The organism is Xenorhabdus eapokensis (genome assembly GCF_001908105.1).
Window position 1 is genome coordinate 1 of record NZ_MKGQ01000033.1, and the last position, 18,713, is coordinate 18,713.

At 44.9% G+C, this 18,713-nt stretch carries 16 protein-coding genes; 8 read left to right on the forward strand and 8 right to left on the reverse strand.

Annotated features, from left to right (window positions below; all coding sequences use genetic code 11):
- Positions 1 to 212: hypothetical protein (locus Xedl_RS31670; RefSeq protein WP_208605076.1), on the forward strand; the 212-nt coding region annotated here is incomplete at its 5' end.
- Positions 213 to 318: 106 nt separating this feature from the next.
- On the opposite strand, the gene rpoH is transcribed toward Xedl_RS31670, so the two are convergent.
- The 4 genes from rpoH to ftsY all read right to left on the reverse strand — a co-directional run bounded on the left by rpoH (position 319) and on the right by ftsY (position 4,791).
- The gene (gene rpoH / locus Xedl_RS16155) at positions 319 to 1,176 is read right to left on the reverse strand and encodes an RNA polymerase sigma factor RpoH (RefSeq protein WP_074020519.1); all 858 of its coding nucleotides are present in this window, start codon (positions 1,174 to 1,176) and stop codon (positions 319 to 321) included.
- 212 nt (positions 1,177 to 1,388) lie between these two features.
- Positions 1,389 to 2,363, reverse strand: a complete 975-nt coding sequence (ftsX, locus tag Xedl_RS16160) for a permease-like cell division protein FtsX (RefSeq protein ID WP_074024811.1) — start codon at positions 2,361 to 2,363, stop codon at positions 1,389 to 1,391.
- Complete coding sequence (gene ftsE / locus Xedl_RS16165) at positions 2,356 to 3,021, reverse strand: cell division ATP-binding protein FtsE (protein WP_074024812.1); 666 nt, start codon at positions 3,019 to 3,021, stop codon at positions 2,356 to 2,358. Before ftsE ends, ftsX begins: the two co-directional genes overlap by 8 nt.
- 6 nt (positions 3,022 to 3,027) lie before the next feature.
- On the reverse strand, positions 3,028 to 4,791 hold the full coding sequence (gene ftsY / locus Xedl_RS16170) for a signal recognition particle-docking protein FtsY (RefSeq protein ID WP_074024813.1): 1,764 nt from the start codon (positions 4,789 to 4,791) through the stop codon (positions 3,028 to 3,030).
- 227 nt (positions 4,792 to 5,018) lie between these two features.
- Here ftsY and rsmD point away from each other — a divergent pair, with 227 nt between their 5' ends.
- The 3 genes from rsmD (at position 5,019) to Xedl_RS16185 (ending at position 8,480) form a co-directional block, all read left to right on the forward strand.
- Complete coding sequence (gene rsmD, locus Xedl_RS16175) at positions 5,019 to 5,597, forward strand: 16S rRNA (guanine(966)-N(2))-methyltransferase (protein ID WP_074024814.1); 579 nt, start codon at positions 5,019 to 5,021, stop codon at positions 5,595 to 5,597.
- A 41-nt stretch (positions 5,598 to 5,638) separates the two neighbouring features.
- Positions 5,639 to 5,920 carry a DUF1145 family protein gene (locus Xedl_RS16180; protein ID WP_074024815.1) on the forward strand — a complete coding sequence of 94 codons (282 nt, stop codon included), beginning with the start codon at positions 5,639 to 5,641 and terminating at the stop codon, positions 5,918 to 5,920.
- 205 nt (positions 5,921 to 6,125) lie between these two features.
- Positions 6,126 to 8,480: a zinc/cadmium/mercury/lead-transporting ATPase gene (locus Xedl_RS16185; RefSeq protein WP_074024816.1), complete on the forward strand. Its 2,355-nt coding sequence runs from the start codon at positions 6,126 to 6,128 to the stop codon at positions 8,478 to 8,480.
- A 190-nt stretch (positions 8,481 to 8,670) separates the two neighbouring features.
- On the opposite strand, the gene tusA is transcribed toward Xedl_RS16185, so the two are convergent.
- Positions 8,671 to 8,925: a sulfurtransferase TusA gene (tusA, locus tag Xedl_RS16190; RefSeq protein WP_074024817.1), complete on the reverse strand. Its 255-nt coding sequence runs from the start codon at positions 8,923 to 8,925 to the stop codon at positions 8,671 to 8,673.
- 167 nt (positions 8,926 to 9,092) lie between these two features.
- Here tusA and Xedl_RS16195 point away from each other — a divergent pair, with 167 nt between their 5' ends.
- Together Xedl_RS16195 and Xedl_RS16200 are read left to right on the forward strand one after the other, a co-directional pair.
- Positions 9,093 to 9,761, forward strand: coding sequence for a 7-cyano-7-deazaguanine/7-aminomethyl-7-deazaguanine transporter (locus Xedl_RS16195; protein ID WP_074024818.1), 669 nt, complete (start codon positions 9,093 to 9,095; stop codon positions 9,759 to 9,761).
- A gap of 198 nt (positions 9,762 to 9,959) precedes the next feature.
- A complete protein-coding gene (locus tag Xedl_RS16200) occupies positions 9,960 to 11,060 on the forward strand; it encodes a glycerol dehydrogenase (protein WP_074024819.1) in 1,101 nt (366 codons plus the stop codon).
- A gap of 92 nt (positions 11,061 to 11,152) precedes the next feature.
- Here the strand turns inward: Xedl_RS16200 and Xedl_RS16205 are convergent, their stop codons facing one another.
- Both Xedl_RS16205 and Xedl_RS16210 read right to left on the reverse strand, forming a co-directional pair.
- Positions 11,153 to 11,335, reverse strand: coding sequence for an MbtH family NRPS accessory protein (locus Xedl_RS16205; RefSeq protein ID WP_074024820.1), 183 nt, complete (start codon positions 11,333 to 11,335; stop codon positions 11,153 to 11,155).
- Positions 11,323 to 13,383 carry a thioester reductase domain-containing protein gene (locus Xedl_RS16210; RefSeq protein WP_074024832.1) on the reverse strand — a complete coding sequence of 687 codons (2,061 nt, stop codon included), beginning with the start codon at positions 13,381 to 13,383 and terminating at the stop codon, positions 11,323 to 11,325. Before Xedl_RS16210 ends, Xedl_RS16205 begins: the two co-directional genes overlap by 13 nt.
- 979 nt (positions 13,384 to 14,362) lie before the next feature.
- Between Xedl_RS16210 and glpT the strand changes: the two genes are divergently transcribed.
- Both glpT and glpQ read left to right on the forward strand, forming a co-directional pair.
- Positions 14,363 to 15,715, forward strand: a complete 1,353-nt coding sequence (gene glpT / locus Xedl_RS16215; protein ID WP_074024821.1) for a glycerol-3-phosphate transporter — start codon at positions 14,363 to 14,365, stop codon at positions 15,713 to 15,715.
- 444 nt (positions 15,716 to 16,159) lie between these two features.
- Positions 16,160 to 17,236 (forward strand): glycerophosphodiester phosphodiesterase, encoded by a 1,077-nt coding sequence (gene glpQ / locus Xedl_RS16220; RefSeq protein ID WP_074024822.1) that lies wholly within the window; start codon positions 16,160 to 16,162, stop codon positions 17,234 to 17,236.
- A 79-nt stretch (positions 17,237 to 17,315) separates the two neighbouring features.
- Here glpQ and epmA read toward each other — a convergent pair whose 3' ends face one another.
- Complete coding sequence (gene epmA, locus Xedl_RS16225; protein ID WP_074024823.1) at positions 17,316 to 18,293, reverse strand: elongation factor P--(R)-beta-lysine ligase; 978 nt, start codon at positions 18,291 to 18,293, stop codon at positions 17,316 to 17,318.
- Between the last annotated feature and the right edge of the window lie 420 nt (positions 18,294 to 18,713).

Below are 18,713 nucleotides of genomic sequence, written 5' to 3' on the forward strand. Positions count from 1 at the left end.
CTATCTACCACCGTTGGGATACCCAATGTTCTCACTCCACCGTCTGGTTTTGGGATGTCCATTTTACGTATCGCTCGGGGGAGATATTCTCCGGCCATTTTCAGATTTCACCTCACGATGAACACCCTTGCCGTTCAGCTAACACTTCCCCTTGCCGGGTGTGTAGAGGACTTTCACCTCCAAGTCGTCGGTTAACCACCACAGTTAACTAACAACGCCAATCAAGGCGCTACGCGCCATGCTCGGCGCACCACCATAAAAAAAAGCGATAAACAGATTATCGCTTTTTAATCCAGCAAGTTTTGTTCAGCTAAGACATTACGCTTCAATCGCCAGTCGCAATTTCTTCATAGCATTTTTTTCTAGCTGTCGAACACGCTCAGCAGAGACACCATATTTATCTGCCAATTCTTGCAAGGTGGTTTTATTGTCATCATCCAACCAACGAGAACGAATGATGTCTTGGCTACGTTCATCCAGCCCTTCCATCGCCACCGAAAGTTTATCCGCTGCGTGGGTTTCCCAGTTATCTTCTTCAATGCCATCGGCAAAGTCAGAAGCCTTGTCCTGCAAATACAGCACCGGAGCCACGGGATGACTATCATGATTATCATCGTCAGAAGACATATCAAATGCCATATCCTGCGCTGACATACGGGATTCCATCTCTCGGACATCTTTGCTGGTCACGCCTAACTCTTTGGCAACCAGTTCAATTTCATCCTGATTGAACCATCCCAGACGTTGTTTAGCCTTGCGCAAATTAAAGAATAGCTTACGCTGAGCTTTTGTCGTTGCGACTTTCACAATACGCCAATTACGTAATACATATTCATGGATTTCTGCCTTAATCCAGTGAACAGCAAAAGAGACCAAACGTACGCCCACTTCTGGATTAAACCGACGAACTGCTTTCATCAGGCCGATATTACCTTCCTGAATTAAATCCGCCTGCGGCAGACCATAACCGGCATAACTGCGAGCAACATGAACAACGAAGCGCAGGTGAGAAAGAATCAGCTTTTTCGCTGCATCCAGATCTCCCTGGTAATGCAGCCTTTCTGCCAGTTCCTTTTCTTCCTCTGCAGAAAGCATAGGATAAGCATTGGAAGCACGGATATATCCTTCCAAACTACCTTGTGGAACTAATGCCAAAGTTTGCATTTCTTTTGTCATTCAAATTCTCTCAAAATTAGATCCAAATTGATGGCCTTCAAGTTTGCCTGAGTTAACCAATAAGGTTTATTCAAGCCAAAGTGGCGTCTATTTTACCACCATAGAGATCATATTCAAATCGTCTCAGTTGTGTGGATATCAATACAAAACCATAACTGTGACTTTGGCAACAATTAACCTCAAAAGTTCATTGGCAAGCCCTGAAAATACCTTTATTCCGGCCTGAAACGACGTAAATGCTGAATTGTCGCAAACCATGCAGCAATCCAACCAATCATACCCGAAATAAGCACTAATAAGAGTGATTCATCCCACTCCAAACCATGCAATATAAAACGTGTTCCGAAAATACTTGCCACTTCCGTGACTACATTGGAAAGTTTCCACACTAGCAGGGAGGAGAGGATCAAGGAAAATACTGCGCCCAAAATCCCTAATAAGGCTCCGCCATTGAGGAAAGGACGCAAAATAAAGCCATCCGTTGCCCCAATCAGCTTCATGACGTTAATCGTCTCACGACGGCTAAAGATACTCAGCCGGACACTATTTCCAATGACCAAGAGCAGCGCAACCACCATCAAGATACCTATCACGGCAGCAATTCTGCCAACGAGGTCAGCCAATGCGGTCAGGCGGGCGAACCAACTATCATCCATCCTGACTTCTTCGATACCTTTAATCCGTGCAACTTGATCGCGCAATGTTGTTAGCGCCTGAGAGTCCTGGAAATTCAGTTTAGGAGAGACTATAGCGACTGCCGGCAGAGGGTTTTCCTCCAGCAGATCCAATGCGCTGGCAAAACCTGACCATGCACGGAATTCGTTTACCGCTTCCTCACGGGAAAGGTAATTTACCGACTTCACGCTATCCATGCCTTGCAACTGATCAATGACCTGTTTGACGCTATTGTCATTCAATGACTTATCCAAATAGACCGTGAGTTGTGGGATGGGATACCACTGCATCACTGCTTGATTGACGTTTTTCCAAACGATATAAAACACACTCGGCAAGGTCAGTGAAATAGCTATCACCATCACAGTCAGCAACGTTGCCAGTGGTTGGCGGAACATATCGGAAAGAGTACTTTTCCACGCATAACGCCACTGTACACGCCACCCCCCTTTTAATGACTTGGATTTTGCGGACTGTGTTTTTTTCGCTGAATGACGGACATGCTTAGCCATGATGTCCTCCTTGCATACGTCCCTGATTCAGGGTCAAGATACGATATTTTCTTCGTTCAATGAGGGCGGTATCATGGGTAGCCATCAGAACCGTCACGCCAACTCGGTTAAATTCTTCAAACAGACGCATGATCCCCTCTGATAATGCCCCATCCAAATTTCCCGTCGGCTCATCTGCCAACAATACGGTTGGCTTATTTACTACTGCGCGGGCGATACCTACACGCTGTTGCTCTCCTCCAGAAAGCTGAATGGGGAAATTTTTCGCTTTGTCCAGTAAGCCGACCTTATCCAACGCCGCAGATACCCGTCGACGAATGTCTTCAGCACTTGCTCCTGAGATGATCAGCGGCATAGCGACGTTTTCATATACGGTGCGATCCAAAAGCAGGTGATGATCCTGAAAAATCATGCCGATCTGACGGCGTAGAAATGGGATCTCTCTGGATTTTAGTCGGCTGATGTCATGACCAGAAAACCAAATATGGCCTGCGCTGGGGCGTTCGATACCACAGATAAGTTTCAAAAGTGTACTTTTACCAGCCCCTGAGTGACCGGTTAAAAATGCCATTTCTCCTGGAAGTAGATGAAAATCCACCCCTTGCAGCGCCTGCCGACCTCCCAGATAGGCTTTACTAACCTGTTCAAAGCGAATCATTGATAGTTAATCCTCTTGGGCAAAAAGAGCCTCAATAAAATCATCTGCCTTAAATGGACGGAGATCTTCAATGCCTTCACCCACACCAATGTAGCGGATTGGGATCTCAAATTGGTCGGCAATCGCGAAGATAACTCCGCCTTTCGCAGTACCATCCAGTTTGGTCAGTGAAATACCCGTCAACCCCACAGCTTCATGGAATAGTTTAGCCTGACTTACTGCATTTTGACCTGTACTGGCGTCCAGAGTCAGCATAATTTCATGAGGTGCCTCTTCGTCCAGTTTTTTCATTACTCGAACGATTTTTTTCAGCTCTTCCATTAAGTGAGATTTGTTCTGCAAGCGCCCTGCGGTATCTGCAATCAGGACATCAATACCTTTAGCCTTGGCTGACTGGATGGCGTCAAAAATCACGGACGCTGAATCTGCCCCCGTATGTTGGGAAATCACAGGGATTTTGTTGCGATCTCCCCAAACCTGTAACTGCTCTACCGCGGCTGCACGGAAGGTATCCCCAGCCGCCAGCATGACGGATTTGCCCTGGGACTGATATTGACGCGCCAATTTACCAATAGTGGTCGTTTTACCAACACCATTCACTCCCACCATCAGAATGACATAAGGTGATTTGCCTTCGATCTCCAACGGTTTATCAACTTTCGCCAGAATGTCTGACATCTCTTCTTTCAGTTTAGCGTAAAGCGCTTCCGCATCTTTCAATTCTTTACGACTCGCGTGAGCTGTCAGGTTAGTAATGATCTTACGGGTAGTTTCAACGCCGACATCGGCAATCAATAACTGTTCTTCCAGCTCTTCAAACAGATCATCATCAATTTTCTTGCCGCGGAATAGTCCCAAGAAACCGGAGCCAAGATTTTGACGGGTCTTAACTAAGCTGCGTTTCAGACGAGTAAAGAATCCTTCTTTGGTTGGCCGTTCTTGTTCCTTAGGTAATGCCGCCTGTTCTTCTGCTAAACGCTGCTGTTCTGCTTCTTTTTCTGCTGCGCGACGGGCAGTTTCCTCCGCCAAACGTTGCTGCTCCGCTTCCTCTTCTGCTGCGCGACGGGCGGTTTCCTCCGCTAAACGCTGCTGTTCTGCTTCTTCTTCTGCTGCGCGACGGGCGGCTTCTTCCGCCAAACGCTGCTGCTCCGCTTCTTTTTCTGCTGCGCGACGGGCGGTTTCCTCCGCCAAACGCTGCTGCTCCGCTTCTTCTTCTGCTGCGCGACGGGCGGCTTCTTCCGCTAAACGCTGCTGTTCTGCTTCTTCTTCTGCTGCGCGACGGGCGGCTTCTTCTGCCAAACGTTGCTGCTCTGCTTCTTCTGCTGCTGCGCGACGGGTAGCTTCTTCCGCTAAACGCTGCTGCTCTGCTTCTTTTTCTGCTGCGCGACGGGCGGTTTCCTCCGCTAAACGCTGCTGCTCCGCTTCTTTTTCTGCTGCGCGACGGGCAGTTTCCTCCGCCAAACGCTGCTGTTCTGCTTCTTCTTCTGCTGCGCGACGGGCGGCTTCTTCCGCTAAACGCTGCTGCTCCGCTTCTTCTGCTGCTGCGCGACGGGCGGCTTCTTCCGCTAAACGCTGCTGTTCTGCTTCTTTTTCTGCTGCACGACGGGCGGTTTCCTCCGCCAAACGCTGCTGCTCCGCTTCTTCTGCTGCGCGACGGGCGGCTTCTTCCGCAGCGACTCTTTCTTGTTCAGCTTGTTCCTCTTGCTGTTGCTTATCTTGACGACCAAGTCCAAACCAAGAGAAGAAACCTCTTTTTTTCTCTTTTGCCATCGGCTACTACACTCCTCGCGGTTAAGTTAGATATATGCTGTTATATCTACTGAGATAGGTTCTAACAATGATGAATCCAGTCTAACATTTTCATCACACCACAACACATATCTATAGCGGTTTTCGTGGTAAATTAATCAAGGGATATCTTCGTTTTCACTCACTTTTTGTCTCCGTCAGATATTATTTAGCAGCGTCGGATGACAAATATTTAAGTTATGTAAATTATGACTAAAAAACCACAACGCGCGTCTTTCGGACAAATCCGCATTATTGGCGGAAAATGGCGCGGGAGAAAATTGCCGGTTCCTGATAGTGATGGCCTGCGTCCAACAACAGATCGTGTCCGCGAGACACTTTTTAACTGGCTGATGCCAACTATTCAGGGATCTCGCTGCCTGGATTGTTTTTCAGGTAGCGGAGCACTCGGATTGGAGGCTTTATCACGTTATGCAAGTCACGCTACCTTAATTGAATATGATCGCAATGTAGCGAAACAACTATCGGCTAACTTAGCCTTACTAAAAGCTGAAAATGCCAATGTGGTGCAAAGTAATGCACTACAATACCTTAACGGCACCGGAACACCGTTTGATGTGGTTTTCCTCGATCCACCATTCCGCAAGGGGATGTTGACTGAAACAATCAATTTATTGGAATCCAATGGCTGGCTAGCAAAAGAAAGCTGGATTTATGTTGAGGCAGAAACAGAATCTGCTGCGACAGAAGTTCCCCCAAACTGGCAACTGCATCGGGAAAAAACCGCCGGACAAGTTGCTTATCGGTTATATATTCGCCACCAATAATCGGGTGTCGGAACGGCTTAAACACGATTTTGGAGTCGATGATGTTTATTCTATTAGGAAGAGCGATCATGATCTTAGTTTGGGGTATCATGATCTTCAATTTGTTTCACCCATTCCCTAAGCCATTGAGATATTTTATGGATATTGCAATGGTATTTACGGTAATCATGCATGCTTTTCAGTTACTGCTGCTGAAAAACTCCCAGCCTAAAGATCAAAAACTGTCTGGTTTTCTCCAGACTAAAATCTTCTTTTTTGGCGTCTTTGAATTATTAGCCTGGCAGAAAAAACAACTAAAAGAGAAACAACGGGAGAAAAAATAACGTCACATATCCAGTGACTCCGCTTATTTTCTTCTTTCGTCAATGAGTAATTAACGTAATTACTCATTGACGTTCTTTGTTTTTGATAAAGTTGATAGCACAAATCATCAAAAGAATTTCTCTTATTGGATTTGACTCTGGAGTTAACTCCAAAGTGTAGAGTTAATGCTAACGATTGAAATTAGCTCTAGTTAAGAGGTCGCCTATGTTATCCACGTCCAAAAAACATAAGCAATCACAGCACGAACCTTTATCTTTCCATAAAGATGAACATCAGAATATCGCCAATAATGTAAGTGAGCACTCGCATAATTCCCCTGATCCACATCATAGCCATTCTTGTTGCTCTACTGGCACAACGCATTCCCATAAACATTCTCATGAACATTCCCATGAAAAAAATAGCAGCGCGCACTGTTCACACGATCATGCACATGCCATACAGGACAATGCTCTGACTGAATTAACCGCGAGACAACGTTTTAATTGGATTATTCAAGGCATGGATTGCCCAAGCTGTGCAGGAAAGATCGAAAATGCCGTGAAAAAACTGCCAGAAGCCAAGCAGGTCAAGGTTCTGTTTGCAACAGAGAAACTGGTGGTCGATGCCGATACTGATATTCGGGCTGCTGTTGAACAAGCGGTAAAACAGGCTGGCTTTGAAATCAAGGCGGCAAATTCGGCATCTAAATTGCCTCCCGCGGTCAATCATTGGAAGACTTTTTCCCCAATATTGATTCTGGCTGTCTTGATGTTGGTCAGTTGGGGAATATCGACAATCAATGCTCCCACAGGGCAGATCGCTTTCATTATCACTACATTAATTGGGTTATATCCGGTAGCAACCAAAGCCATCAAGCTAATCCGTTCTGGCACGCCTTTCGCCATTGAAACTTTAATGAGTGTGGCTGCTATTGGTGCCTTGTTTATTGATGCCACCGCAGAAGCGGCAATGGTTATTCTCCTGTTCAAGTTAGGGGAAATCCTGGAATCCTATGCCGCCGGACGCGCACGTCGTGGCGTCAGTGCCTTAATGGCATTGGTGCCTGAGCAAGCCTTGCTGGTTAAAGATGGAAAAAAGGAAACCGTGCCAGCGGCAGATCTGCGTCCTGGCGATATTATCGAAATCGCCCCTGGTGCTCGCTTACCTGCCGATGCTGAACTACTCAGCCCATTTGCCAGTTTTGATGAAAGTGCTCTTACCGGTGAATCTGTTCCGGTTGAGCGGCAGCAAGGAGAGAAAGTCGCCGCGGGTTGTCTTTCTGTCGATAGCGCTGTGCAAATGAAGGTGATCTCTGAACCTGGCCACAGTGCCATTGACCGCATCTTGCAACTGATTGAAGAAGCCGAAGAGCGCAGGGCGCCGATTGAGCGCTTTATCGACCGATTCAGCCGCATCTACACTCCGCTGATTATCTTGTTCTCAGCATTGATGGTATTGATCCCACCCCTGTTTTTTGCCGGCTCATGGGAAACTTGGATTTATCGTGGCCTGACTCTGCTGTTAATCGGTTGTCCTTGTGCCTTGGTTATCTCGACGCCTGCCGCCATTACTTCCGCGCTGGCCGCTGCCACCCGTCGTGGTTCCCTAATCAAAGGAGGGGCTGCCCTGGAACAACTTGGTTCAGTACACACAATTGCACTGGATAAAACCGGAACCTTGACCGAAGGAAAACCCCAAGTTACTGAAATTGAACCTGTGGAAAATATCAGTGCAGAAACTTTGCTGGCGCTGGCTGGTGCCGTAGAAAGTGGCTCTCATCACCCACTGGCAAAAGCTATCCTGAATGCCGCAGAAAACCAAAATGTGGTAATTGTTGAGGCTGAACATCGTAAGGCACTGGCTGGGATAGGGGTGGAAGGGCAATTATCGGGGCAGAGAATTCTCGTCGCAGCCCCTGGAAGATTGCCGGCAAATACCTTATCCGAGCGATGGAAACAGAGAGTCACAGAGCTGGAAAACAGTGGAAAAACAGCGGTTGCAGTCACTCGCAATGGGCAATTGATGGGGCTGATAGCCATGCAAGATACCTTACGTCAGGATGCCATAGACGCTATCCGTACTCTGAAAAAACAAGGTGTCGAGGCCATAATGCTGACAGGAGATAATCCCCGTGCCGCAGCAGCTATTGCGAATCGGCTGGGCATTGATTATCGCGCAGGATTGTTGCCTGAAGATAAAGTGAAAGCGGTCACAGAGTTGAACCAAAAACACCGTACCATGATGGTCGGCGATGGCATCAATGATGCTCCGGCCATGAAAGCCGCCAGTATCGGCGTTGCTATGGGTAGTGGCACTGATGTTGCGCTGGAAACAGCCGATGCTGCCCTGACGCATAACCGACTGACTGGTTTACCTGAAATTATCGCTTTATCTCGAACAACCCATTATAACATCCGTCAAAATATCACCATTGCGTTAGGTTTAAAGGCGATATTTCTTATTACGAGTCTATTGGGTATTACCGGACTCTGGATGGCAGTGCTGGCCGATTCGGGAGCTACGGCATTGGTAACAGCAAACGCAGTTCGGCTACTTAGGAATAAGCCACAGAAATAATAGATGGAACAAATCGAAAAGGTGCATGTTAATCCTCTGCACCTTTTCAAAATTATAATGAATTACAAAGATTACTATTAAAGGAAAAAGAAAATATGGCATCCAGCGAGGTGATAATTGACCAAATGCCACATTTAAAGCCTAGCATAGTCCATTTTTTCTGCCAGTTGGTTATATAAACTTTTCTCGATTAAATAGAATTTTCGCTTTTTCTGAGCAGGTATCGATAAGGAGTTTGCGCTGTCTCCTGGGCGAGCAATGCATGATCCATAAAGCGACAGAACCCCGGAATATCTCTGGTTGTTGCCGGATCATCCGCAATGATCAACAACGTCTGACCAGCAGTCATATGACGGACTGTCTTGCGCACCATCATTACTGGCTCAGGGCAACGTAATCCCAACGTATCAAGTGTTTTGTCGGGATTGGCAAAAACATCGGACATAACAATCTCTGTAGGTTCAAACAAGCTATGGCAATGGATTATATTACAAAATATCGTCAACTGCCGTACTTTACTTTTATTACGCAATAAACGTATGATCCGGCAACCTGATCTCAGGGACATTATTTTTTTGGGTTCCCTCACCCCATTCACCAAAAAGGTACAATATGCTGCAATTGACCGCGCAACAGCGAGCCACTGCATTGATTTGGCTTTCGCTTTTTCACATTTTGATCATTACTTCCAGTAACTATCTGGTGCAATTACCCATCTCCATTTTTGGTTTTCATACCACTTGGGGAGCATTTACATTTCCCTTTATCTTTTTAGCAACTGACCTGACTGTGCGTATTTATGGCGCACCATTGGCTCGCCGGATCATTATTTCCGTTATGCTGCCCGCGTTGCTGATCTCTTACCTGATCTCAGCGCTGTTTTTCCAGGGAACCTGGCAAGGGTTCGAAGCATTGGGCACTTTTAATCTGTTTGTCGCCCGCATTGCCGCCGCTAGCTTTATGGCCTATGTGCTCGGTCAGATATTGGATGTTGGTGTCTTCAATCGTCTTCGCCAGAAACGCCACTGGTGGATAGCGCCGGCTGCCGCCATGTTTTTCGGTAATATGTTAGATACACTGGCCTTTTTCTTTATCGCGTTTTACCGCAGTACGGATGCATTTATGGCAACACATTGGGTAGAAATTGCGTTAGTGGATTATGCCTTCAAGCTGTTTATCTGCATGCTGTTCTTCCTGCCCGCTTACGGCATTCTGTTGAATTTGATCCTGAAATACTTTTTCGCTCAAACCGAAGTTAACACTCTGGTCAAAGCCCACTAAAAAATAGCACCCTGACTGAATCACTCAGGGTGTCAATGATTTCGCCAATATTTCCTCTTAAATCACTCATTTCCTGCTTTTGCTCATAACTTCTCTGTATATTTTGCCGTATAGTGTGGATAGGCAGGTTCGCAACCTACGCTATACCTGTATTGTGACACTCTATGCCTAGTTTCCAGTAAAGAAGGAATATTACTTATGCTGAAAGTGATCCAGTCTCCATCCAAATATATCCAAGGGCCAGGTGCGTTATCTCACATTGGTCGATACACCAAAATGCTTGCTGACCACGTCTTCGTGATTGCCGATAATTTCGTGATGAACCTTATTGGGGATACCGTCAGCAAAAGTCTAGAAGAACACGATGTGACCAGCCATTTCGAACTTTTCAATGGTGAGTGCAGCCGCAGTGAAATCCATCGCTTGTCTGCCATTTTGTTGGAACAGCAATGTCAGGCTGTTATCGGGATTGGGGGAGGAAAAACGATTGATACTGCCAAGGCTGTTGCATACGAATCCAGAATCCCCGTGATTATTTCTCCTACCCTTGCTTCAACCGATGCACCAACCAGTGCCCTTTCTGTTCTTTATACTGAACTCGGTGAATTCGACAGCTATCTATTCTACCCACAAAACCCCAATATCGTGCTAATGGATACTAATGTCATTGCCAAAGCACCAGTTCGCCTGCTTATCGCAGGTATGGGGGATGCACTCGCCACCTATTTTGAGGCGCGAGCCAACAGTGCAGCCCATAAGCCAACCATGGCTGGCGGTGCGACATCCACCACAGGTTTAGCGTTAGCAAAACTGTGTTATGAAACTTTGCTGGCGGAAGGTTACAAAGCAAAACTGGCGGTAGAAGCCGGTGTCAGTACACCAGCCGTTGAAAATATTGTGGAAGCCAATACCTACTTGAGTGGCATTGGTTTTGAAAGTGCAGGATTGGCAGCAGCTCACGCTATCCACAATGGTTTTACCGTGCTGGAAGAGTGTCATCACCTCTACCACGGCGAAAAAGTCGCGTTTGGAACCCTGACACAATTGGTCTTAGAAAATAGCCCAAGTGAAGAGTTGGAAACCGTGCTTGATTTTTGTGTACAAGTCGGCCTGCCGATCACACTGGAGCAATTGGGTTTGCGTGATAATGAAGAACTGCGGCAAAAAATCATGCAAGTCGCTATCGCAAGCTGTGCTGAAGGTGAAACTATTCACAATATGCCATTTGCAGTGACACCAGAGCAGGTTTACGCCGCCATTTTGGCCGCAGATCAGATGGGTAAAGATTGGTTGTATTAAGTGATTGCGAAATGGAATGAGGCAGAAATAAGATGGGCATGAACCCGCAGGAACATGCCCATAATTTGATTAACGATGTCAGCCAGTGATATCTATTTTGTTGGCTCCGGCCAAATCTTAGCGATATAACTCAAGCATTCTTCTTTCGTTCCTGTTCTGCCGATTGCCATCCATCCCATCGGGATTTCATACTCAACTGGCCAGACTGAATACTGCTTTTTACCATTCATAACGATCATCCACTTCATGGCATCGTTTCCGGTTAACCGTTCCATGATACAACCTCCCTTTTGAAACGTTCTGACAGGGTAGCCGGTAAGAATCCCGTACCGATCAGGTAACGCAATACCTGATGGACGTATTCAGCCGTAATTGTCGGGCAACGGATATGACTTCCCGCTAACCCCGCCAGCGTATTTTTCAGTTCCAATTCAGGACGGAGTTCATCAGCATAAGCCGGATCTAGTGCACAATAAGGTCTTTCAGTTATATCCCTGATCAGTGGGATTAAGGGATACAATGGATGAGTATCATCTAGCGCCAGGATTTTATCTTTACCCTCATTCAATGGCACCGGATGGAGGATATACCCAAAATCTTGCACCCAATCGAAAAATTGCCGGATAGAAACCTGCTCTGGGTTGAACAGATTAAAGAATTTCCCATTAGATGCCGGCTGTTTGGAGATATGCACCAATGCAGCCGCCACATAATCAACCGGAACGATATCCAGCAATAGGGCATAGTCGGGATAAAACCCCATCGCCAAATAACCTTTCAAGGAGGCGACCAGATAATCATTGCCCTGTGCCGCCCCTGTACGGGTATGTCCGAGGATCAGTCCTGGCCGGTAAATACTGACGGGAACGCCCCTTTGACGGGCAATATTAATGCTCCCTTCAGATACCCATTTACTGCCTGAATAACCGGAAGGATCACAAACCGACTCACTCATGGCACGATCATCTTCCCTATAAGGACGAGGCGACTGCGTGGCATACAGTGCGTTTACAGAAGAGACATAGTGAAAATGTTTCAAGCGCACGGTACAGGCCAGCTCCAACGCTGTTCGAGTACCATCAACGTTGATGCTTTTCAAGGCACTATAAGGATAGATGAAATTAACCAACGCTCCGTTGTGGTAAATAACATCAACCTCTTCTGCCAGTTGTCTCCATGACTCCGGTAACAAACCAAAACGCGGCTGTCCCAAATCACCGATGATAAAATCGACAATCGTGATACTGGTGTCTGGAATAGGGCCATCCAGTTGAACTTTATCACCTTTTTTCATACAAAACGCCGTTGACCAAATGGTTGTTTCTGTTGGGCCATAGACGTTCCATAATGTGCCTCCGGTAGCTGTCAATTGATCTGCCAGATCTTGTGACAATGCCTCCCCTCCGCAAAGCATGCCCATTTCCGGGCGAGGTTTCCATCCCGCATTCAAGGCCATTGACCAGGTAACCGGTGTTGCCTGGGCGAAAGTTAACTGCGGATTTGACAGTATTTCAGACAGCGCCATTGCATCACGTTGGATGTCGATTGAAGCGATGTAGATACTGCCACCATGCACTACGGTTAGCAGCAATTCCAGGACTGAGATATCAAAAGAGAACGTAGTCAATGCCAACATCTGGTCATGCTGGCGGATTGATAACAGCTTGCCAAATCCACATAGGCAAGCAGCCAGATTGTCATGTTGAACTTGCACTGCTTTTGGCAACCCGGTAGAGCCAGAAGTGAACATCACATAAGCCGGATGATCACCCAACACAGGGATATCAATACGCTCTACTGTTTCAGCTTTGGCTGTCCTCTTTAAAAGAGTCTTCATGGGAATGAATGTTGATGCTTTAAGCCCCGCCGAGACTGTATCATCAGACACCAAAATACTTTTCGGCAGACGAGCGAGAATATCGTTTAAGCGTTTTTCTGGCATCATGGTGTTCAAGGGGATATACACGGCTCCAATTCGCCAAATAGCCTGCATGGTGACAAACCATGAAACACTTCGCTGGGCCGCAATAGCAACATTGCTGCCCATTTTGGCACCGTAGTGAAGCAAAACATGTGCCGCATTCTCAATACGTTGATCCAATTGACCAAATGTCAGCGTTTCATGAGGATCAGAAACCGCTATCTCATTAGGTATACCTTTTGCCAACTTAGCTAACCGAGAAGGAACGTTCTCAAACCACGGTTCTAGTTCTGCTGTCATATAACTGATATTACAATTAAATTCAGGTTCAACAGCAGAGGATTTTTTTTGCCCAGTAGTAAATGCTGTGTGTAATATTGCCTTGTGTGTGTAAGTATTCATAATGATGCTCTCATTCTGAGCCCCATTGGTTTCATCATTTTTTGTGATGAATAGAGGCATCAATGCTGGTAGTCGTGATCTTCCAATTTTTGTCTGCATTCAGTATTTTCAAATACCTTATGTTGACACTAACTGGATCAAAAAATAAATTGCAAAAATTTATTGCGAATTTAATAAATGTATTAATTAATATTAATTTGTAATATTTTGTTAATTAAACAATCAACTTAAATAAAGCCAATCATTATTTGGAAGACAGAGTGTATTACGCCTATACAATCCGCAACCAAAATCAATTAACATATTGATATTATTGTATTTTACTTCAAAAACAGTCATCCAGTCCTACATAAAACCACTATCATGAGCATGAATAACCATTTGTAGTAATATCCATCATTTTGAATTTTAATTTCAAACACTTTATTTATAACTGCGTTATAAAAAACGCAAAGCATGTAAATAAAAAATAAATTACATGAGAAAATGAGAATGTTATTTAAGACACTATTAAGCAAAGAATACACAACGGGTTAAAAGAAGCAGACAAAAAGATACCAACAGTTATTTATTAAATAACTTTTATAATAGGAATGTTTGTGTGGGTTATATTTATCTGACTTTTTCATGATGACTACATCAGACATATTTCCCTAATAATAATGAGCTTTTATTTGGTCGAGAATATATACAAACTTTAAACGTGCAAAAAATAAAAAATAAGCAAAAAGGCTGTTTATTGTGACAATTATCACACTAACATAAATAAATTGTCTTCAAAAAAAGTGCTAAATCACTCAAAATTATCGACTTTGCGAAATTATATCTATATGTTAGCGACACCTCACAGTCATACAAGGTTGTTTTCAGCTAATATTAGCTTCGATATAGAAAATAAATAGCTAAAATTTTTCGTTTAACACCATCACTGCTTGATGGTGGTGATTCGCTCATACAAAAGTCACGTGGAGACAAAAATATGTTAAGTATTTTCAAGCCGGCGCCTCATAAGGCTCGGTTGCCTGCGCAGGAAATAGATCCACTCTATCGTCGCTTGCGCTGGCAAATTTTTATAGGGATCTTTTTCGGATATGCAGCTTACTACCTGGTAAGAAAAAACTTTGCTCTCGCCATACCTTCCTTGATAGAACAAGGCTTTTCTAAGGGAGATCTTGGCTTTGCCTTGTCAGGAATTTCAATTGCATACGGCTTCTCAAAATTCATCATGGGTTCCGTTTCCGACCGCTCGAATCCACGTGTTTTCCTGCCTGCGGGTTTGATACTGGCGGCTGTAGTGATGTTGATTATGGGCTTTATGCCATGGGCCACTTCCAGCATCGCTATCATGTTTTCTCTGCTGTTCCTCTGCGGCTGGTTCCAGGGCATGGGTTGGCCTCCTTGTGGACGTACTATGGTTCACTGGTGGTCACAGAAAGAGCGTGGCGGAATTGTTTCTGTCTGGAACTGTGCCCATAACGTTGGCGGAGGCGTACCACCATTACTGTTCATGTTAGGTATGGCCTGGTTCAATGACTGGAAGGCCGCGTTTTACATGCCAGCCTTTGCGGCTATCATCGTGGCAGTCATCGTTTTCGCTTTAATGCGCGATACCCCACAATCCTGTGGCTTACCAGCCATCGAAGAGTATAAAAACGACTATCCACCCGATTATACGGAAAACAACGAAAAAGAACTGACTGCAAAAGAAATTTTCATGCAGTACGTTTTGCCGAATAAATTGTTGTGGATGATCGCCATTGCCAACGTATTCGTCTATCTGCTGCGCTACGGTATTCTTGACTGGTCACCCACTTACTTGAAGGAAGTAAAAGACTTTACCATGGATAAGTCTTCCTGGGCTTACTTCCTGTATGAGTACGCAGGTATTCCAGGTACGCTGCTGTGTGGTTGGATGTCTGACAAAGTATTTAAAGGCAACCGTGGTGCTACGGGCGTATTCTTCATGACCCTTGTCACCATCGCCACTATCGTATTCTGGCTGAATCCAGAAGGTAACCCTGATATTGATATGCTCTGTATGCTGGTTATCGGCTTCCTGATTTACGGGCCGGTGATGCTAATCGGCCTGCATGCTCTGGAATTAGCGCCGAAAAAAGCGGCAGGAACAGCCGCCGGCTTTACCGGTCTGTTTGGCTATCTGGGTGGTTCAGTTGCGGCCAGTATCATCGTCGGCTATACCGTTGACTATTTCGGTTGGGACGGCGGCTTTATGGTTATGATCGGCGGTAGCATCCTCTCTGTTATTCTGCTGTTGTTTGTTATGTTAAGCGAAAGCAAACATAAGCAGGAAATTGCTCGCCAAGGTCAGTGATATAACGGAAAGACACTGATTAATAACCCGACCAATCGCAGTACAACTTTATTGTACTGCGATTTCGTGATTATAAGACAATGAAGTAGATATGCATCGTTAAATACGTCGCTTACTTTTACTTATGCAGATCTTCTTTATATCCATATTGTATTAATAATCTTTTGCTTTAATACTTGCAAAACGTTCAATCGGAATCACAAGAATTACTGGTATATTAAGATGATGATGCAATCCCTATTTTATACGCGCCGTTCTCATATTACGTAAGCTAATGTTTTTCTAATAGTTCCTTTATTAGGAATAAAAAACCATTCTATATTATGATATTGTTCATTTAATAACAATTATCCTATTTTATTGACTACTGACGAACAATCAGTAAAACAATAAATAACATCATTTTTTGTTTAAGATTTTTATTAGCATAAATGGAGAACCTCAATGCAGACCCCTATTAAAGCAATTATGGCCGGTATTCTGTTAGCATCATCCATGTCAGGCATTGCACATGCAGCAGATAAGATCGTTATCGCCCATCGTGGCGCGAGTGGTTATTTGCCTGAACATACATTACCCGCCAAAGCAATGGCTTATGCACAAGGTGCGGATTATCTTGAGCAAGATCTGGTTATGACCAAAGATGACCAGCTTATTGTACTGCACGATCACTATCTTGATCGCGTAACGGATGTCGCAGAACGTTTTCCAGACCGCGCCCGCGCTGACGGTCGCTATTATGCCATCGACTTTACCCTGCCAGAAATTAAGTCACTGAAATTTACTGAAGGTTTTGATATCAAGGATGGCAAAAAAGTCCAAAGCTATTCTGGACGTTTCCCAATGGGTAAATCCGATTTCCGCATCCATACTTTTCAGGAAGAGCTTGAGTTTATCCAAGGCTTGAATAAATCCACGGGCAAAGACATTGGTATTTATCCTGAAATCAAGGCACCGTGGTTCCATCGTCAGGAAGGCAAAGATATTACCAGCAAGGTGCTGGAAGTTCTGAAACAGTATGGCTACACCAAAAAGAGCGATAAAGTTTATCTGCAATGTTTTGATGCTAATGAACTCAAACGCATCAAAAATGAGTTGGAGCCGAAACTGGGAATGGATCTGAAACTGATTCAGCTTATTGCTTACACCGACTGGAAGGAAACTTACGAACAAAAGTCAGATGGTACATGGCAGAATTATAGCTATGACTGGATGTTTAAACCTGGCGCGATGAAAGAAGTAGCAAAATATGCTGATGGCATTGGCCCTGATTACCATATGCTTATCGCCAGTGATTCTACGCCAGGCAACATTAAATTAACTGGCCTGGTAAAAGAGGCTCATGCCAGTCATCTGGCGGTGCACCCGTATACCATTCGTATCGACCAATTGCCAAAATATGCCACCAGCGGCAACCAATTGTTTGATATCGTTTTCGACAAGGCTAATGTCGATGGTGCATTCACCGATTTCCCTGATTTGGCAGTGAAGTTCCTGAGAAAACATCATGAACATCAATAATCAGTGTAAATAGCGTAGAAAAACAGAAGGGCAGTCCTGGACTGCCCCAATAAATAATTGCATCAGGTAAATGATTTTGTTAAGAGATCCCCACAGGAAAAGCGATAACCTCACTAATCCGTTCAGCACCCAATGCCAGCATAATCAAACGCTCCACCCCTAATGCGACGCCTGCACAATCAGGCATTCCGTGAGCAAGAGCAGCAAGCAGGTATTCATCAATCGGTTGCACCGGCAAGCCCATCTCTTCCCGCTTACGGTTATCCTGTTCGAAACGAAGACGTTGTTCATTGCTATCGGTCAGTTCACGAAAGCCATTCGCCAACTCCATGCCTTTAAAATAGACTTCAAAACGCTCCGCAACACGGTGATCTTCCTTGCTGATTTCTGCCAATGCCGCTTGAGAGGCTGGGAAATGGTAGATAAACGTTGGTTTTTCAATACCAATCTGAGTTTCTATGCCCATAACAAAAAGTAGTTGCAATAAGGTATCCCGATCTTCTTCCTGATCAGCGATATTACTAAGATCGAGTTTCGCCGCCACTTCACGCAATTTTTCTTTACTTGCAGTCAGGGGATCAATATCCAGATATCGCATAAAAGCCTGTTGGTAAGAAAGTGATTCAGCACTTTCACAATCCAGGATCTGTTGCAAAAGATCATCGACTTCATTCATCAGGCGATACATGTCGTAGTGCGGACGATACCATTCCAGCATGGTGAACTCTGGATTATGATGACGGCCCGCTTCCTCATTGCGGAAACTTTTTCCCATCTGATAAATAGAACCGCTGCCGGCTGCCAGCAAACGCTTCATGTGGTATTCAGGGCTGGTCATCAGGTACAGAGTCAAGCCATTTGCCGCTCCTGGCCCAACGAACTGGGTTCGGAAAGGGACTAGATGAACGTCGGTGACAGTCGCCTGACTCATGGCAGGTGTTTCAACTTCCAACACCCCACGATCTGCGAAAAAGCGCCGTATTCCTGCTAAAATCTCTGCCCTTTTCAATAAGTTGGCGATAGGGGCACTTGGCTGCCAATTCGCGTTTTCGTTCATATTCCTATGACTCCAAAATAAAACAAAACGCGCAGTTTACCTTCATCAAGCGTATCAGACAATTCATTGCCCTCAATTTCTTTATCCCCTTATTCTTTATACACTTAATTTTTTCATTTGCGGCTTTGTTAACTCTATTCGTTATCTATTTATATTTAATGATAATCTCTGTAATGTATCTTTTATTGTGACAACCTATAAATTCTTTAGTTTTTAATGCAACAGGGATTCACCTAATTAATTGAAATTATTTTTAGCCTGTTAATATCTAAATTAGCCTCACACTTTAGGGCGTGTTGATGTTTTGTGAGGGATTATTAAACAGCATGATGATTTGGTATAATTACTTTCGCCAAAAAACAACCAGACCTCACCATCATGCCGCGAACTATGTTAACAGATCTCCAATGGAATAAGCTA

What these genes read in the sequence shown, in the direction of transcription:
- epmA (WP_074024823.1), bottom strand. Translation starts at nt 18,293, where the DNA reads ATGAACGAAAACGCGAATTGGCAGCCAAGTGCCCCTATCGCCAACTTA.
- ftsY (WP_074024813.1), bottom strand. Translation starts at nt 4,791, where the DNA reads ATGGCAAAAGAGAAAAAAAGAGGTTTCTTCTCTTGGTTTGGACTTGGT.
- Xedl_RS16185 (WP_074024816.1), top strand. Translation starts at nt 6,126, where the DNA reads ATGTTATCCACGTCCAAAAAACATAAGCAATCACAGCACGAACCTTTA.
- rsmD (WP_074024814.1), top strand. Translation starts at nt 5,019, where the DNA reads ATGACTAAAAAACCACAACGCGCGTCTTTCGGACAAATCCGCATTATT.
- tusA (WP_074024817.1), bottom strand. Translation starts at nt 8,925, where the DNA reads ATGTCCGATGTTTTTGCCAATCCCGACAAAACACTTGATACGTTGGGA.
- glpT (WP_074024821.1), top strand. Translation starts at nt 14,363, where the DNA reads ATGTTAAGTATTTTCAAGCCGGCGCCTCATAAGGCTCGGTTGCCTGCG.
- Xedl_RS16200 (WP_074024819.1), top strand. Translation starts at nt 9,960, where the DNA reads ATGCTGAAAGTGATCCAGTCTCCATCCAAATATATCCAAGGGCCAGGT.
- Xedl_RS16195 (WP_074024818.1), top strand. Translation starts at nt 9,093, where the DNA reads ATGCTGCAATTGACCGCGCAACAGCGAGCCACTGCATTGATTTGGCTT.
- ftsX (WP_074024811.1), bottom strand. Translation starts at nt 2,363, where the DNA reads ATGGCTAAGCATGTCCGTCATTCAGCGAAAAAAACACAGTCCGCAAAA.
- Xedl_RS16210 (WP_074024832.1), bottom strand. Translation starts at nt 13,383, where the DNA reads ATGAATACTTACACACACAAGGCAATATTACACACAGCATTTACTACT.
- ftsE (WP_074024812.1), bottom strand. Translation starts at nt 3,021, where the DNA reads ATGATTCGCTTTGAACAGGTTAGTAAAGCCTATCTGGGAGGTCGGCAG.
- glpQ (WP_074024822.1), top strand. Translation starts at nt 16,160, where the DNA reads ATGCAGACCCCTATTAAAGCAATTATGGCCGGTATTCTGTTAGCATCA.
- Xedl_RS16205 (WP_074024820.1), bottom strand. Translation starts at nt 11,335, where the DNA reads ATGGAACGGTTAACCGGAAACGATGCCATGAAGTGGATGATCGTTATG.
- rpoH (WP_074020519.1), bottom strand. Translation starts at nt 1,176, where the DNA reads ATGACAAAAGAAATGCAAACTTTGGCATTAGTTCCACAAGGTAGTTTG.
- Xedl_RS16180 (WP_074024815.1), top strand. Translation starts at nt 5,639, where the DNA reads ATGTTTATTCTATTAGGAAGAGCGATCATGATCTTAGTTTGGGGTATC.